We start from the raw sequence: 14956 nt of genomic DNA on the forward strand, positions 1-14956 counted from the left end.
GACGCGCGCAAAATCAACGCGCATCCGTCGAACTGACGCTATTCCAAGGCAGGACGTTATCATGGCACCGAATGCAAAAGGCGCGCTGCTGGCGCTGGCAGCCTATGCGATCTTTTCGACGCACGATGTTTTCATCAAAATCCTTGGCGCGGATTATTCACCGATCCAGATCGTGTTCTTTTCAGTGCTCTTGTCGTTCCCGCTGGCGACCTTTCAGCTGATGCAGGACGCCACACCCGGCACGCTTTTGCCAAAACACCCTTTTTGGATGGCGCTGCGGACCGCGGCTGCCGTCGTCACCGGGTTTTGCGTCTTCTACGCCTTTTCCGTGCTGCCGCTGGCACAGGTCTATGCGATCCTGTTCGCCACGCCGCTACTGATTACCATTCTTGCGATTCCGATTCTGGGCGAACAGGTGCGCCTGCGCCGCTGGATGGCGGTTCTGGTCGGCCTTGCCGGTGTGATGGTGGTGCTGCGGCCCGGCAGCACGACGCTGGAACTGGGTCACGCTGCGGCATTGCTGGGTGCATTCGGGGCCGCGCTGACAGGCCTGATCGTGCGCAAGATCGGGGCAGACGAACGCCCCGTCGTGCTGATGCTGTATCCGATGGCGGGCAACTTTGTCGTCATGGGCGCCGCACTCGGCTTCGTATATGAACCGATGCCGGTCGAACATATGGGCATGCTGTTCGTGATATCCGCCTTTGCCTTTTTCGCCGGCCTGCTGGTGATCGGGGCCTACAAGGCAGGCGAGGCCGTGATCGTCGCCCCCATGCAGTATAGCCAGATCATCTGGGCCGCGATTTTCGGTGCGCTGTTCTTTGACGAGGTGCCGGATGGCGGCACCGTTTTGGGTGCGGCGATCATCATTGCCAGTGGCCTGTATATCGTCCTGCGCGAAAGCCGGTCCGACAACAGCGGAACGCCGAACCTGCGGATGCGCCTGCGGTTCGAGACGGGCACATTCCTGCGACCGCGCCCGCGCGAGATGGAACCGCACCAGGAGTCCCCGCGGGTGGTGCCGCCCAATGCACCTTCGGCCCGGCCCAAACCCCATCTGCGCGGATTGCCGGGCCGTGTTCCGCCCGTTGCGGAACCGCGGCGCAAGGACACGGAATAGTCTTGTCAAACCGCCGTGGCGGGTTTACGACGCCGCCACGGTCGGGCTGTAGCGCAGCCTGGTAGCGCACCTGCTTCGGGAGCAGGGGGTCGGAGGTTCGAATCCTCTCAGCCCGACCAGATCATAAAATTTGCAGGCAATCGCACCATGGCATGTTGCAGTGGACAGTCGATTGTCCCTGTCTGATGCCGGATGTCGTCGCCCTGCCACGGGTCGTGAATGTCGCCGCAGCACCAATCAAACAAACCATTTGCCGGTCCGCGTCCGACCAGGATGGAACCCTGAACCGTTCCCCTGCGTTGAGCCAACGAACAACAAGAGGAGAATGACATGAGTGCGACGAACAGCAACCTGACCGGTGACAACAAGGCCGTCGAGGCGACCGAGCGTCAGAAGGAACGCCCCGAAGAGGCGGTTCATCACGAGCTGAAGAACGAAGAGGGCGCGGACAAGTCCAAGGACTGATCCCCCGACCATCGCGAAAAAAGGGCGGCCATAGTGGCCGCCCTTTTCACGTTCAGTCCTTGTGGCTGTCTGCAAAGGCCGCCTGCGCCGCCGGGCTTGCCTCTGTCTGGTGTTTCGCTTTCCACTCATCGAACGGCATCCCGTAAAATGCCTCGCGGCCTTCGTCCTTGGTCATCGGGATACCTCGTTCGTTCGCGGCCTCCTGATACCAGCGGGACAGGCAGTTTCGGCAAAATCCAGCCAAATTCATCATGTCGATGTTCTGCGCGTCAGGCCGGTCCTGCATCAGGTGTTGCTGCAATCGCCGAAAGGCAGCCGCTTCGATTTCGGTGCGGGTTGCGTCATCCATCATCAATCCTCCTGTCATAGGCCGGTGTCGGCCAATACCTGTTTCAAGATGGGGGCGAGGCGTCCGGCCCACAACGCCTGATCCTGCGGCGTGGTAATCAGATCGTGCCGCAGCTCGATCAGAATGTTGGGAATGCCATGCTGGTGGGCATGGCGATCAACGCTGTCGCCCGGCAGATTGCCCGAATAGGGCTGGTTGTCACCGGTGACCCAACCGGCGTCGCGGCAGGCCTGCACCAATGGGGCCGCCAACCGCGCGTCATCGGCATACAGGATCGCAACTTCCCAAGGTCGCGGCGCGCGCCCCTTGAGCTGTGGTGTGAAACTGTGGATGGCGCAGAACACGGGATTGTCGCGCTGAGCCACCAGATCTGCCACCGCCGCATGATAGGGCCGATAGAGCCGTTCCAGCCGCTGGGTCAGATCGGCGCTATCCGCGGCACGGTTGGCCGGGATAACCGTCCCGTCATACAGCCGCATCAGCAGCGTGGGATCCTGTTCGCCCCGGTTGGGGTCGATGACCAGTCGCGAAAACCGAGTTGCGATCATCGGACTGTCCAGCGCTGCCGCCAGACCATTCGCGACGCCTTCGGCCCCGATATCATAGGCGATATGCCGGTTCATATCCGCCGCCGGCAGACCCAGGTCACCGCCATGGATCCAGTCGGGGACGATGTTGGTTGCGTGGTCGCAGGTCACGATCCAGCGTCCGGGCCGGTCCGCACCGACGATATCGTAGGATTCTTGTGTCATGTGCACCGTCATTTTTTCGTCACCCCACCTAGTCTAGTTGTAGCGCGAAGGGAATTGCGCAATAACCGGCCCAACTAGTGCGTTACCGCTAACGCCCGTCTCACCGCCGGTGAAAAGGACCAACACATGAAACGTAATCGCAACGTCAAGATCGTCGCCACCCTCGGGCCTGCGTCGGACGACTATGAAATGATCCGCAAGCTGCACGAGGCCGGTGCCGACGTGTTCCGCCTGAACATGTCGCACGGCAGCCACGACGAGATTCGCGTGCGTCACGCCACGATCCGCAAGATCGAAAAGGACATGGGCTCCCCCATCGGTATCCTCGCTGACCTTCAGGGTCCGAAATTGCGGGTCGGCGTTTTTGCGAACGGCGAAGAAATGCTGGAGGTCGGCGCATCCTTCCGTCTGGATCTCAAGGATGAGGAAGGCGATGCGACACGCGTAAAGCTGCCGCACAAGGAAATCTTTGACGCGCTGGAACCCGGCAGCCATTTGCTGGTCAACGACGGCAAGATCAAACTGCGGGTCAAGGACTGTGGCCGTGATTTCGCTGATACCGAGGTTCTGGTTGGCGGTATGATTTCCAACCGCAAGGGCGTGAACGTGCCTGACGTGGTGCTGCCTCTGGCCGCGCTGTCGGACAAGGATCGCAAGGATCTGGAATTCGTCTGCGATCTGGGCGTTGACTGGCTGGCCCTGTCGTTCGTCCAGCGGCCCTCTGACGTGGAAGAGGCGCGCGCGCTGTGCAAGGGCCGGGCCAAGATCCTGTCCAAGATCGAAAAGCCCGCTGCCGTCAAAAACTTTGACGATATCCTTGCCGTCAGCGACGGCATCATGGTCGCCCGTGGCGATCTGGGGGTTGAACTGCCCGTGCAGAACGTGCCGCCGATCCAGAAACAGCTGGTTCGCAAATGCCGCGCCGCAGCCAAGCCGGTGATCGTCGCGACGCAGATGCTGGAATCGATGATCGATTCCCCGATGCCGACCCGCGCCGAGGTATCCGACGTGGCAACGGCCATCTACGAAGGGTCCGACGCAATCATGTTGTCCGCCGAATCCGCCGCAGGTTCGTTCCCGATCGAGGCTGTGACCACGATGGACAACGTCGCAATTGAGGTCGAGGCCGACCCCACCTATACCGAAATCATCGAAAGCAGCCGTAAAACCTCTGGCAGCTCTGTCGCTGACGGAATCGTGGCCGCCGCACGCGAAATTGCGGAAAAATCCGACATCAAGGCGATCTGCTGCTATTCGCAGACGGGCAGCACGGCAGCATTGGTGGCACGCGAACGCCCCCGCGTCCCGATCCTGGCCCTGACCAATCACATCACCACCGCGCGTCAGCTGTGCCTGATGTGGGGGATCAACAGCGTGCTGAGCGGTCAGGTCGACCGGTTCAAGGATGCCGTCATCGAAGCGGTGCGCGCATCGCTGCGCGAGGGCATGGCAACCGAAGACGACATGATCGTCGTTACGGCCGGTGTGCCCTTCAATACGCCGGGTTCCACGAACATCCTGCGCGTCGCCCCCTGCCAGGAAAGATTGATTCACAGCTCCGATACAGAATAGGCTGCGGCATTGCAGTTATTTTATTGAGGATGAAACATGGATACCGACCTGATTTTTCTGGGCGGCGTCGTTTTCGGAGTCTTGTCGATCCCGGCAATTATCTCGGCGATGGTTGATGGGCGGGTGCCGCGTGCACCTGCCATAATCATTATGCTTGCCGCTGTCATGATTGGATACGCGGTACGTCATCGCCCCGGGGCCTACACCTTTGAAACCTTGCCTGATGTGGTGATGCGGGTTCTGGCGGGTTTCGGCCTCTAAACCCGCTTGCCAAACCCTGAACACCGTCCTACAAGGCCCGCTCTTACCGCGCGTCCGGCCCGAATGGCATGCCGAGTCGCGCGTCCAACCACCCGATGAGGAGATGGAAATGCCGAAGATGAAGACGAAATCGAGCTGCAAGAAGCGGTTCAAGATCACGGCCTCTGGCCGGATCAAGGCAGGTCAGGCTGGCAAGCGCCACGGCATGATCAAGCGGAGCACGAAGTTCATCCGCGACGCCCGTGGCACCACGGTTCTCGCGAAGGCTGATGAAAAGATCATCAAGCCAATGATGCCCTACGCACGCTGATCAGGAGGACCAACCATGCGCGTTAAATCCGGACCCGTCACCCACCGTCGCCACAAGAAAATCCTTGATAAAGCCAAGGGTTATTACGACCGCCGTTCCACGACCTTCAAGGTCGCGACGCAGGCTGTCGACAAGGCGCAGCAGTATGCAACCCGCGACCGTCACAACCGCAAGCGCAATTTCCGCAGCCTGTGGATCCAGCGTATCAACGCCGGCGTGCGCGCGATCGACGAACAGATGACCTATTCGCGTTTCATCAACGGCCTGTCGCTGGCTGGCATCGAAGTCGACCGCAAGGTTCTGGCCGATCTGGCCGTGAACGAGCCGCAGGCATTCGAAGCGATCGTGAACAAAGCCAAGGACGCATTGGCCGCCTAAGCCAATACATCCGATGCACGCGACAAAGCCGCCCCAAATCGGGGCGGCTTTGTTCGTTTTCGATGTCTGATTTCAATAATCGGAATTCTTTCAAAAGATTCGTTTTCCCAACCGGGCAACAAGGAATGACGCTTTTTCTGCATTCATTTTAGGCAGGGAAATTGTCATCGACAAATTGTGATCAGTTTCCATTTGGGAAACAATGACCTAACCAACCGCCATGCAATGATTTCTACGATTAGTTAAAATTTATGGATTAATCGCGTCAAAGTTGTGTCTGGACAGACCTTGCCCCAAGCGCGCTAGACTTCCCCCGGGTCGTGATCAACGACATTGTAAGGAGAATGGTCATGGGTGCTTCTGCAATCACCGTACGTCCCTACGACGGGACTCTGGCATCACTCAACCTGGGCGGTATCACCAACGTCAACGTCCTGAACGGGGTCGGACCACCACAGGGTGCAACCATCAACGATGCAGACGGCATTCTGAATTCCGCCGACGATGGCATCGCACGATTTATCCTGGACGGATCGACCACGGAATCGACGATCAATTACATTGGCAGCGGCAGCGTCTCACTGATCAGCGCACTGGGGATCGAACTCTTTCCGCGGCCCATTTCGATCTTCGAAGTCGATGGGCAGATCTATTTCTACGTACCCGAAGGATTGCCGCCACTTTCCCTGGTCAATGTTTCATTCAACATCGATCCGGAAGCCGACCTTATCCTGCCCGACTTTGTGCCCTGCTTCCTAGCGGGTACGCGGATCACCACGCCCAGCGGCAACCGGGCGATCGAGAATATTCAGCCAGGCGACACCGTTCTGGATACGCAGGGTAGAAACCACACGGTGCTGTGGACAGGTGCCAAAACCATTCACCTCGACGCCCTGTGCGAAGCGCATTACCAGAAACTGGTGCCCGTTCGGATCAGCAGCGAGGCCATGGGCGGCAGGGCCCCGTTTCGTGACTTGATCGTGTCACAGCAACATCGCGTCGCGATCCGCCACCCCGCAACCGAATTGCTGTACGGCCATGTCGATTGTTTCGTTCCTGCCGTTTCACTTGTCGGCTACATGGCAAACTTTGCGACCGACCTGACGACGGTGACCTATCACCACATCCTGTGCAAAGAGCACATCACCCTGTTGGCAAACGGTGTAGAGGCCGAAAGCCTGTTTCTGGGCGATCTTTTGTCCACCAGCATGCGTCCCGCACTCCGGCAAGAGATGGCACTGGTTTTTCCGGAACTTCGGTCCAGCGACCTGGCACCCACAGGATACCAGACAAGCCTACCGAGCCTGCGCGCGTTCGAAGGGCGCGTCTTGTGCAACATTCTGGCCGGCCCGCCCAAGTGCAAGCCAACCCCAAAGCGTCCGACAGACGCGAGGCCCCGCGCGCTGCGCAGGATCAAGTCGAGTCGGTACACGGAAACGACCAAACCGCCCACGCGCTAGCGCGACGACAATTTCCAACCGGTGATTTTCGGCCACCTTGCGTCATGCCTTGGCAGGATATAGCACAGGCCCACCACCGGAAGGACCGAACATGACCGATCTGAAAGCGAAATACCTGGACCTTATTTCCGGTGCAGGTGATGAATCCACGCTCGAAGCATTGCGTGTGCAGGCGCTTGGCAAAAAGGGTGAAATCAGCCTTCAGATGCGCGAACTGGGCAAGATGACGCCAGAGGAACGCCAGACAGCTGGTCCCGCGCTGAACGCCCTCAAGGATGAAATCAACAGCGCCCTGATCGCGAAAAAGGCCGCCCTCGGCGATGCGGCCCTGAACGCTCGGCTACAGACCGAATGGCTGGATGTGACACTGCCCACCCGGTACCAGCGCCAGGGCACCATCCACCCCATCAGCCAGGTCACCGAAGAGGTCACCGCGATTTTCGCGGACATGGGTTTTGCCGTTGCCGAAGGTCCGCAGGTCGAATCCGACTGGTATAACTTTGACGCGCTGAACATCCCCGGCCATCACCCCGCCCGCGCCGAAATGGACACGTTCTATATGTCCCGCGCCGAAGGCGATGACCGCCCGCCCGCCGTGCTGCGCACCCACACCAGCCCCGTACAGATCCGCAGCATGGAGGCATCAGGCGCCCCCACGCGCATCATCTGCCCTGGCCGCGTGTACCGTGCCGATTACGACCAGACGCACACGCCGATGTTCCACCAGATCGAAGGCCTCGCCATCGACAAGGACATTTCCATGGCGAACCTGAAATGGGTGCTCGAGGAATTCGTGAAGGCCTATTTCGAGGTCGACCACGTCGATATCCGGTTCCGCGCCTCGCACTTTCCGTTCACCGAACCCTCGGCAGAGGTCGACATCCGCTGCTCTTGGGAAGGCGGCACGCTCAAGGTCGGTGAGGGCGATGACTGGCTTGAAATCCTCGGGTCCGGCATGGTCCACCCCAAGGTGCTGCAGGCCGCTGGCGTCGACCCGACCCAGTGGCAGGGCTTTGCATTCGGCATGGGAATCGACCGCATCGCAATGCTGAAATACGGAATCCCCGACCTGCGCGCGTTCTTTGATTCCGACCTGCGCTGGCTGCGCCACTACGGTTTCTCAGCCCTCGACGTGCCGACCCTGCGGGGCGGGTTGAGCCGGTAACGACATCCGCGTTGCCCGGCGCTTTCCCCTCGTTTTGAAATAGTCAGGACTGCCATGACCGACGACGACTACGACGCCATTGTCGACCTCAACGACATTTACCCCGGTGCGGGCACGTTTCGGTTCGGCAATTCCAAGGCGGAATGCCAGCAACAGATCGACCTGGTCCGACGCGGCGAGAAATCGGCGAATTGCGCGCCCTTTCGCGAGTTCAAGGACGATCCAGATGCCATGCCCGTCGTGGGCCGTTGCGACATTGCAGCAAACTGGGGCGGGTCACCCGCGCTGGTCCTGCGCACCACTCGGGTCGAACACGTGCGGTTCTGTGACGTCACCCTGGACATGGCCGAGGCCGAAAGCAGCAGCTACACCCTGGACGGCTGGCGCGCGGAAAAGACCCATTATTTCAAGCGCAACGGCGGCTGGTCCGACGACATGCCGCTGGTGTTCGAATTTTTCGAACTGGTCGAAGATCTGGACGGCCGCAGTCTGTAACTACTGCCGGACCATCGACACGTCGAACCCACCTGCCGACACCGTCACCCGCGCCAGCGTGCCGCCCGCATACGCCAGCTGCATGTTCAGCGATTTGAAGTTGAACGGTGACAAATGTCCTTTGCCAGCCGCGACGCGGTAATCCATGTCGCAGACTGTCTGGCCGTTTTCGGTCTCGGTACTTGCCGTGGAAATCGCCACCAGACGGCGCCCGTCATACATCTGTAGCGGGGCAGGACAGCCACCTGCCCGTTCCAGCCGGGCGAACAGCTCTGACGGAAACAGAACATCCGCAGGCACCGTTTCAGGCGCGCTCAGGTCAGTGGCGTCATTGGCAGGCACAATCGTTACATTTGCCACGCGGCCATTCTGCCGGATGACAGAGATATCACGCGTCTTGCCACCACGGTTCACGCCCAGATACTGCTCGGCGGTACTGCCGTCGGGCAGTTGCACCTTGGTCACCGACGCCTGAAACGTGCCGTCAGCAACACCCAGCGGCGTGTTGTTCAGCGTTGACTGCAGGCTGGCCCCATTGGTTTCCAGCGTCCCGATCTGCCGACTGCCCAGCATCATCGCGTAGGTTTCCGCGATCGTGGGCGTGGCAGACATGAACACCAAGAATGAAATGACAGTCCGACGCATCCGCAAGGCTCCTGCTGGTTCTGCCGACCTCTTAGATCACAAGGCTGCAGTTATGCGATAGCAATCTGCGTACATCGGCAGCAACCCGCATGGCGCGATGCACTTTGCCGTCGCTTTCATTTTTACGGGCGGGTTGAAATCGTGAATATCTGGATGAAGACAGGCTGACCAAAGGAGGCGTATGTCGCCGGGAGGTGCCATATCAAATTGCCAAGCTCAGGTCAGCCGACTGCGCGCCCGATACATCGCAGTCATGCGCAGCAAATCCATGCGGCTGACGCAACCCGTCAGATGGGCGGCACAGCTACTTCGCAAGGGTTCCATCAGCGCCAAGACCGTCTAAGGCGGTTGCCGTCGATCTGAAATGCAGGGATGTGGTGCCGCATGAGGGATTCGAACCCCCGACCCCATCATTACGAATGATGTGCTCTACCGACTGAGCTAATGCGGCATCCGGGGTGCGATCTAGCACCCCATGGGCGGTCAGGAAAGACCTATTTTTTGTCCGAGGCAGGTGCAGGCAACGGGTCGAGCACTTCTGCTTCGCTGACCGCGACCTGGTTGGCTTCTGCCGGCTTTTGCCCAACGATCAGCGGCAGCATTTCCGTACCTGTCGGCATGGCGACCTCGCCCGCTGGCGGGCGTTTCCAGGCCAGCGTATCAAAGGCGGCGCAGTTGTCACAGACCGGACCCCAGGACGCATGGATATGCTGACAGTTTTCGCAAATCCACTGCGGCCCGCGCGGTGCCGTCAGCGCACGTGTCAGCCAACCGCGCACCACCGCGTCGTCGGACCCCTGTCCGCGTTCGATTGCGGCCATCAGTGTCAGGCTGCGCCCGGTCGGATCATCGGTTACCAGATGGCCCAAGGCGCGCTTGGCGGCCGGAAAATCCTCTGCCGCGATGTTCAGCTCGGCCAACAGCATCCGCGTTTCGGGATGATCCGGTTTCTGCTTGGTCAGGGCACGGAAACGTTTCAGACGTTCTTGCGGTGTTTCGTCCGGCGCGATTTCGGCAAATGCGGCAGCGATATCGGGATGCGGTGTCACACCCCATGTTTTTGTCAGGATCTTGGCGGCCTTGCGCGGCTCTGATTTTTCCAGATGCGCCTGTGCGGCCATGATCGCAGCGGGCACCAGATCGGGCGACAGGCGGTTGGCCTCGATCGCCGCCTCACGTGCTTTCATGTCCTGGCCTTCGTCCATGATGTCCTTGGCCTCTGACAGGGCCAGAACGGCATCACGGCGCTTGTGCACATCACGCGGCAGCGCACCCGATTTCAGTTTGGCCCCCAGCGTTTCGCGGGCACCGGCCCAATCCGCCTTTTCGGCCTGCAACCTCAGCAGGGTGTCCTGAACCCCCTCGTGCTGCGGTTTGATCTCAAACGCCTTGCGGGCAAGACCCAGGGCGGTATCGGTATCGCCTGCCGCCAGCTTTTGCTGCATCAACCCGCGCACACCGACAAACCGGGTTTCGTCCTTTGCCACCAGCGCGCGATAGCTTTCTTCTGCGGTGCGGGTGTCACCTGTCATCTCGGCGGCCTGCGCCTTGAGAAGCGTGGTCAGGTCGGGACGGTTCAGGTATTTGTCCGCACGTTTGGCCTTGGTCATCGCCAAGTGGCCTTCGCCGCCTGCCAGCGCGAACAGACCTTCTGACAGGGCCTCGAACCCCTTGCGTTCGCGGTTACGATCGAAATGGCGCGAAATTGCGGTCTGATCGCCGTTAAGGAAACGGAACACGGCAACCAAGAGCTTGATCAGTTTCAGCCCGATCCAGACCAGCACGACCAGCGCCACCAAGGCAACGACCATCTGAAGCGCGCTCAATGCCACCTCGTATCCGCCGATCGACAGGATCGCGCCGCCCTGCATATCCAACAGTTGCACGGCACCCCAGGTCAGACCCAGAACGATGACAACAAAGACCGCGATTTTTAGGAGTGTCGAAATCATGTGTCAGGCCCTCAATTGGCGGTCAGGTTGGTGTCGAGTTGTTCGACGGCGTCAATGGCTGCTGCACGCTGTTCGGCCAGCGTGATCCAGTCGGTCATCGCGGCGCGTGGCGTTTCGGGCAATGTCTGAACCTCGGCCAGGGCGTCGTTCAGGCGTCCGCTCCGCAGTGCCGCTTCGGCCCTGCTCAGGATGGCGTCGGCGGATGTGCCCTCTCTTGGGGCAGTGGACCGCACGTTCAGCTGACTGCGCAGGAACCCGCCCAGACCCCCGTCCGTTTCCGTTCCTTCGCCGGATTGGCGGGCCGCTTGCAGGGCTGCACGGGCAGCCTCGGGGTAGGCTTCGCGCAGGGCTTCCATCGTCGGAACACCCTCTTCTGCGACGGCTGACAAGGCATCGGGCACCGGCCCATCCAGCGCCTCCCCCAGATCGCCGAGAACGGCGGCCATCGGTGCGCCGCTTTCGACGGCGCCCTGAATACGGGCCAATGCGGCACGTGCGGTTTCCGTGCGCGCGCCTGCAATCGCGTTTGCCTGAATGGTCTCTGCCTCGGCGCGGATGGCCTCCAGTTGGGACTGCAATTCATCGCGCTGCGCCTGCAACGCTGCGGTCTGGTCCGCGATCTGCTGGCTGAGGGCCTGCACAGCCGCATCCTGCGCCGCCTCGCCCACGATGGGTGCGGCGGGGTCGGTAACACCCGTTGGCAGGGCCGCAAACTGGTCCTGCAATGCGGTCAGTTGGTCCTGTATGTCTGCAACCGTCTGTTCCAGACCGGTCATGTCAAGGGCGGGTGACGCGGCGGGCAGCGATGCGATGTCGTCGCGCAGTGCATCGATCTGCACCTGAACGCTGTCATCACCACCTGCAACAGGTGCCACCATTCCGGTTTGCGTCCAGGCAATCCCGTAGCCGATGAGACCGGCAACCAACCCGCCCATCGCCATGGGCAGGAAAATCGGACGCCGCTTTTCGGTCTGCTGCGGCTGCGGGGTTGGCGCGGTTTCAGCCTGTCGGGGCTGTTCCGTCACAGCGACAGCTGCGTCCACATCGGCCAGGTCACGTTCCGTTTGCGGCGCAGGAATCGAAGGGGGCGGCATGGCTGTGGTCGCTGATGTGGGATCAAGGGATTTTCCCTTTGCCGGTGTCTTTGCCACATCATTCCCCTTCGTTCTTCGAAACGCGGCAATCTGCCACCAATCGACGTTAGCCTGCTATGGCGCAGGTCTCAAGCGTTGCCGGTACCGGCAATTTCAGACCAAAGCGCGCGGGTTGCCCCCAACATATGCGGGGTGTCGGGCGCTGCGGCCACCACGACCCCATCAGGTCGGTGGACCGACACCGCATCGGCGACCGCATTGCTCATTGCGACAACAAATAGCGGGGCAAGTCGATCCGGCAACGCAAGAATGCTGGCAGAGCGCGGCGAAAACACCGGCGCGATCAGCGGGGCGTTCCCTGCTGCCGCATCAATCAACGGAATGGGCGGCGGCAATGCAATCTGGGAATAGAGAACGACAGTTTCGCAGGTCAGGCCCGCATCGCGCAGCGTTTCGCCTACATCACCACGACGATGCGCGCCTGCCAGATGCCACAGCGGACCGGTCGGGCGCTGCGACAGGATCAGCGCGATCAGCGCGGCGGCGTCCCCCTCGGCCACCAGCGTGCGATAACCCCGCGCCCGCGCCGCATGCGACGTGGCCTGCCCGACACACCAGGCCTTGCGTCCCATCCCAAGCGGAGCAAAGGCGACCGCGTTCGCCGACGTAAAGATCACCCCGCCGTCCTTGGGCACAGGCGCACCGGTCGGCACGATGTCAAAGGCAGGTGCCATGATCACGCCGGGCTGCCTGTCCAGCATGGCTGTCAGCTGCGCTACAAAGGCAGTCCCCTTTGGCGCAGGACGGCTGATGATCAGAATGGGGTCCATGGCGCGCCGTTATTGTGAGAACCGTTGCCAAGTGTTACCTGCGACCGGACCAAGCGCAACAGGCACCCCATGTCCCGACCCCTGACGATCCTCGGCATTGAGAGCAGCTGCGACGATACCGCCGCCGCCGTGGTGCGCGGCACGGCCGATGACGCGACCGTGCTGTCGTCCATCGTCTTTGGTCAAACCGCCCTGCACGCCGATTTTGGCGGTGTCGTGCCCGAAATCGCGGCCCGCGCCCACGCGGAAAAGGTCGACCATTGCGTGGCTGACGCACTCTCAAATGCAGGACTGGCCCTGTTGGACTGCGACGCCATTGCCGTGACAGCGGGTCCCGGTCTGATTGGCGGCGTGCTGTCTGGCGTGATGTGCGCCAAGGGTCTGGCGGCTGCGACCGGCCTGCCACTGATCGGGGTCAACCATCTGGCAGGTCACGCGCTGACGCCGCGCCTGACGGACGCGGTGCCGTTTCCCTATCTGATGCTGCTGGTGTCCGGCGGACATTGCCAGTTCCTGATCGCGCATGACCGCGACCGTTTCGAACGGATCGGCGGCACCATCGACGACGCCCCGGGCGAGGCGTTCGACAAGACCGCCCGCCTGCTGGCCCTGCCGCAACCCGGCGGCCCTTCGGTCGAGGCCGCGGCGAAAACGGGCGACCCCAAACGGTTCAAGCTGCCACGACCCTTGCTTGATCGGGACGACTGCGACATGTCCTTTTCCGGGTTGAAAACCGCCCTTTTGCGGGCGCGTGACGGCGTGATCGGTCCGGAACAGACACTCAATCGGACAGATCAGGCCGACCTTGCCGCCGGATTTCAGGCTGCGGTGACTGATGTGCTGACGGCGAAAACCGCACGCGCGCTGGACCTGTATCTTGCGCTGAACCCGGTCACACCCACGCTTGCCGTTGCGGGCGGGGTCGCTGCGAACATGGCGATCCGCACCGCGCTGACTGACTTGTGCACGCGGCGCAATACGGCGTTTCTGGCCCCGCCGCTGGCGCTGTGCACCGACAATGCTGCCATGATAGCCTACGCAGGGCTGACGCGCTTTGCAGCAGGCGAACAGGATGATCTGACGCTGGGCGCACGACCGCGCTGGCCGCTGGATGACACCGCACCGGCGATGCTGGGATCGGGCAAGAAGGGGGCAAAGGCATGATCGCTGTTGTAGGGGCTGGCGCATTCGGCACCGCGCTGGCGATTTCGCTGGCACGGGACGGGCGGGCAGTCACGCTGTTGGCGCGTGACCTCCGGGGCATGGACCAGACCCGCCGCAGTCCGAAACTGGACGTGGCAATTCCCGCCAACGTGTTGATCACCGATGACGCGACGCAGCTACAGTCAGCGGAATGCGTCCTGATGGCCGTTCCCGCACAGAGCCTGCGTCGCGTGCTAGAGACACATCACGACCAGTTGGCAAACAAGCGGATCGTGGCCTGCTGCAAGGGGATCGACCTTGAAACCCTGACGGGACCGGTCGCCAGCATTTCCGCGACCTTGCCCGATGCCACCGCGGCGATCCTGACCGGGCCGTCCTTTGCCGATGATATCGCGGCGGGCCTGCCGACCGCACTGACGCTGGCCTGTGCCGACGATACGGCCGGGCGGGCGTTGCAACAGACACTATCGACGGCCAATCTGCGTCTGTATCGCACCACGGACACCATCGGTGCCGAACTGGGTGGCGCACTGAAAAACGTGATTGCCATTGCCTGCGGCGTCGCGATTGGCGCGGGATTGGGTGACAGCGCCCGCGCTGCGTTGATGACCCGCGGTTTTGCCGAAATGCAACGACTGGCAGGGGCGCTGGGGGCCGATCCGCAAACGCTGACCGGGCTATCCGGTCTGGGTGATCTGGCGCTGACCTGTACCTCGACGCTGTCGCGAAATTATCGTCGGGGCCTCGCACTTGGTGCTGGTGACCAAATCGATGCGGCTGCCACGGTCGAAGGGGCCGCCACCTCGGTCGCGGTCACGGACCTGGGTCAGGCGCGGGGCATCGACCTGCCGGTCTGCACCATCGTGGCTAGCCTTTGTGCACAGAAAATCAGTGTCGAAACCGCATTGCAGACACTGTTATCCCGCCCACTCAAGGAGGAATGA

The 14956-nt window shown here is 61.4% G+C and carries 17 protein-coding genes and 2 tRNA genes; 12 read left to right on the forward strand and 7 right to left on the reverse strand.

Annotation, left to right across the window (positions count from 1 at the left end):
* Nucleotides 1-61 precede the first annotated feature (61 nt).
* The 3 genes from LGQ03_RS07895 to LGQ03_RS16650 all read left to right on the forward strand — a co-directional run bounded on the left by LGQ03_RS07895 (nt 62) and on the right by LGQ03_RS16650 (nt 1585).
* On the forward strand, nt 62-1120 hold the full coding sequence (locus LGQ03_RS07895; RefSeq protein WP_226747971.1) for a DMT family transporter: 1059 nt from the start codon (nt 62-64) through the stop codon (nt 1118-1120).
* Between the two features lie 42 nt (nt 1121-1162).
* A tRNA-Pro gene (locus LGQ03_RS07900) sits at nt 1163-1239 on the forward strand.
* 211 nt (nt 1240-1450) lie between these two features.
* Nucleotides 1451-1585, forward strand: coding sequence for a hypothetical protein (locus tag LGQ03_RS16650; RefSeq protein WP_256212353.1), 135 nt, complete (start codon nt 1451-1453; stop codon nt 1583-1585).
* A gap of 52 nt (nt 1586-1637) precedes the next feature.
* Here LGQ03_RS16650 and LGQ03_RS07905 read toward each other — a convergent pair whose 3' ends face one another.
* Both LGQ03_RS07905 and LGQ03_RS07910 read right to left on the reverse strand, forming a co-directional pair.
* Nucleotides 1638-1934 carry a DUF1244 domain-containing protein gene (locus LGQ03_RS07905; RefSeq protein WP_226748187.1) on the reverse strand — a complete coding sequence of 99 codons (297 nt, stop codon included), beginning with the start codon at nt 1932-1934 and terminating at the stop codon, nt 1638-1640.
* Nucleotides 1935-1948: 14 nt separating this feature from the next.
* A complete protein-coding gene (locus LGQ03_RS07910) occupies nt 1949-2686 on the reverse strand; it encodes an N-formylglutamate amidohydrolase (RefSeq protein WP_090158151.1) in 738 nt (245 codons plus the stop codon).
* Nucleotides 2687-2812: 126 nt separating this feature from the next.
* On the opposite strand from LGQ03_RS07910, the gene pyk reads away from it, so the two are divergent.
* The 7 genes from pyk (at nt 2813) to LGQ03_RS07945 (ending at nt 8327) form a co-directional block, all read left to right on the forward strand.
* Complete coding sequence (gene pyk / locus LGQ03_RS07915) at nt 2813-4258, forward strand: pyruvate kinase (RefSeq protein WP_090158150.1); 1446 nt, start codon at nt 2813-2815, stop codon at nt 4256-4258.
* 36 nt (nt 4259-4294) lie between these two features.
* Nucleotides 4295-4519, forward strand: coding sequence for a hypothetical protein (locus LGQ03_RS07920; RefSeq protein WP_226747972.1), 225 nt, complete (start codon nt 4295-4297; stop codon nt 4517-4519).
* A gap of 109 nt (nt 4520-4628) precedes the next feature.
* Nucleotides 4629-4829, forward strand: a complete 201-nt coding sequence (gene rpmI, locus LGQ03_RS07925; RefSeq protein ID WP_056030690.1) for a 50S ribosomal protein L35 — start codon at nt 4629-4631, stop codon at nt 4827-4829.
* 15 nt (nt 4830-4844) lie between these two features.
* The gene (gene rplT / locus LGQ03_RS07930; RefSeq protein ID WP_056029998.1) at nt 4845-5207 is read left to right on the forward strand and encodes a 50S ribosomal protein L20; all 363 of its coding nucleotides are present in this window, start codon (nt 4845-4847) and stop codon (nt 5205-5207) included.
* 350 nt (nt 5208-5557) lie between these two features.
* On the forward strand, nt 5558-6667 hold the full coding sequence (locus LGQ03_RS07935) for a Hint domain-containing protein (protein WP_226747973.1): 1110 nt from the start codon (nt 5558-5560) through the stop codon (nt 6665-6667).
* A 91-nt stretch (nt 6668-6758) separates the two neighbouring features.
* A complete protein-coding gene (pheS, locus tag LGQ03_RS07940; RefSeq protein WP_226747974.1) occupies nt 6759-7832 on the forward strand; it encodes a phenylalanine--tRNA ligase subunit alpha in 1074 nt (357 codons plus the stop codon).
* Nucleotides 7833-7886: 54 nt separating this feature from the next.
* Complete coding sequence (locus LGQ03_RS07945) at nt 7887-8327, forward strand: ASCH domain-containing protein (protein WP_226747975.1); 441 nt, start codon at nt 7887-7889, stop codon at nt 8325-8327.
* Here LGQ03_RS07945 and LGQ03_RS07950 read toward each other — a convergent pair whose 3' ends face one another.
* The 5 genes from LGQ03_RS07950 to LGQ03_RS07970 form a co-directional block, all read right to left on the reverse strand.
* Nucleotides 8328-8972 carry a hypothetical protein gene (locus LGQ03_RS07950; RefSeq protein WP_226747976.1) on the reverse strand — a complete coding sequence of 215 codons (645 nt, stop codon included), beginning with the start codon at nt 8970-8972 and terminating at the stop codon, nt 8328-8330.
* Nucleotides 8973-9347: 375 nt separating this feature from the next.
* Nucleotides 9348-9423: transfer RNA gene (locus tag LGQ03_RS07955), tRNA-Thr, on the reverse strand.
* 43 nt (nt 9424-9466) lie between these two features.
* Entirely contained in the window at nt 9467-10924 is a 1458-nt protein-coding gene (locus LGQ03_RS07960) for a heme biosynthesis protein HemY (RefSeq protein WP_090158144.1), read from the reverse strand.
* A gap of 11 nt (nt 10925-10935) precedes the next feature.
* Entirely contained in the window at nt 10936-12075 is a 1140-nt protein-coding gene (locus LGQ03_RS07965) for a COG4223 family protein (protein WP_226747977.1), read from the reverse strand.
* A gap of 71 nt (nt 12076-12146) precedes the next feature.
* Nucleotides 12147-12848: a uroporphyrinogen-III synthase gene (locus LGQ03_RS07970; RefSeq protein ID WP_226747978.1), complete on the reverse strand. Its 702-nt coding sequence runs from the start codon at nt 12846-12848 to the stop codon at nt 12147-12149.
* Between the two features lie 69 nt (nt 12849-12917).
* On the opposite strand from LGQ03_RS07970, the gene tsaD reads away from it, so the two are divergent.
* Together tsaD and LGQ03_RS07980 are read left to right on the forward strand one after the other, a co-directional pair.
* Nucleotides 12918-14012, forward strand: a complete 1095-nt coding sequence (gene tsaD, locus LGQ03_RS07975) for a tRNA (adenosine(37)-N6)-threonylcarbamoyltransferase complex transferase subunit TsaD (RefSeq protein ID WP_226747979.1) — start codon at nt 12918-12920, stop codon at nt 14010-14012.
* Nucleotides 14009-14956: an NAD(P)H-dependent glycerol-3-phosphate dehydrogenase gene (locus LGQ03_RS07980; protein WP_226747980.1), complete on the forward strand. Its 948-nt coding sequence runs from the start codon at nt 14009-14011 to the stop codon at nt 14954-14956. Before tsaD ends, LGQ03_RS07980 begins: the two co-directional genes overlap by 4 nt.

The sequence above is a fragment of the Loktanella gaetbuli genome, assembly GCF_020531945.1.
In the GTDB taxonomy this organism is placed as follows: Bacteria; Pseudomonadota; Alphaproteobacteria; order Rhodobacterales; family Rhodobacteraceae; genus Loktanella; species Loktanella gaetbuli.

Excerpts from the sequence above, each read along its gene's own strand:
- LGQ03_RS07910 (WP_090158151.1), bottom strand. The coding sequence starts at position 2,686 with ATGACACAAGAATCCTACGATATCGTCGGTGCGGACCGGCCCGGACGC.
- rpmI (WP_056030690.1), top strand. The coding sequence starts at position 4,629 with ATGCCGAAGATGAAGACGAAATCGAGCTGCAAGAAGCGGTTCAAGATC.
- LGQ03_RS07960 (WP_090158144.1), bottom strand. The coding sequence starts at position 10,924 with ATGATTTCGACACTCCTAAAAATCGCGGTCTTTGTTGTCATCGTTCTG.
- pheS (WP_226747974.1), top strand. The coding sequence starts at position 6,759 with ATGACCGATCTGAAAGCGAAATACCTGGACCTTATTTCCGGTGCAGGT.
- LGQ03_RS07945 (WP_226747975.1), top strand. The coding sequence starts at position 7,887 with ATGACCGACGACGACTACGACGCCATTGTCGACCTCAACGACATTTAC.
- LGQ03_RS07935 (WP_226747973.1), top strand. The coding sequence starts at position 5,558 with ATGGGTGCTTCTGCAATCACCGTACGTCCCTACGACGGGACTCTGGCA.
- tsaD (WP_226747979.1), top strand. The coding sequence starts at position 12,918 with ATGTCCCGACCCCTGACGATCCTCGGCATTGAGAGCAGCTGCGACGAT.
- LGQ03_RS07970 (WP_226747978.1), bottom strand. The coding sequence starts at position 12,848 with ATGGACCCCATTCTGATCATCAGCCGTCCTGCGCCAAAGGGGACTGCC.
- pyk (WP_090158150.1), top strand. The coding sequence starts at position 2,813 with ATGAAACGTAATCGCAACGTCAAGATCGTCGCCACCCTCGGGCCTGCG.
- LGQ03_RS07905 (WP_226748187.1), bottom strand. The coding sequence starts at position 1,934 with ATGGATGACGCAACCCGCACCGAAATCGAAGCGGCTGCCTTTCGGCGA.
- LGQ03_RS07895 (WP_226747971.1), top strand. The coding sequence starts at position 62 with ATGGCACCGAATGCAAAAGGCGCGCTGCTGGCGCTGGCAGCCTATGCG.
- LGQ03_RS07950 (WP_226747976.1), bottom strand. The coding sequence starts at position 8,972 with ATGCGTCGGACTGTCATTTCATTCTTGGTGTTCATGTCTGCCACGCCC.
- LGQ03_RS16650 (WP_256212353.1), top strand. The coding sequence starts at position 1,451 with ATGAGTGCGACGAACAGCAACCTGACCGGTGACAACAAGGCCGTCGAG.
- LGQ03_RS07920 (WP_226747972.1), top strand. The coding sequence starts at position 4,295 with ATGGATACCGACCTGATTTTTCTGGGCGGCGTCGTTTTCGGAGTCTTG.
- LGQ03_RS07980 (WP_226747980.1), top strand. The coding sequence starts at position 14,009 with ATGATCGCTGTTGTAGGGGCTGGCGCATTCGGCACCGCGCTGGCGATT.
- rplT (WP_056029998.1), top strand. The coding sequence starts at position 4,845 with ATGCGCGTTAAATCCGGACCCGTCACCCACCGTCGCCACAAGAAAATC.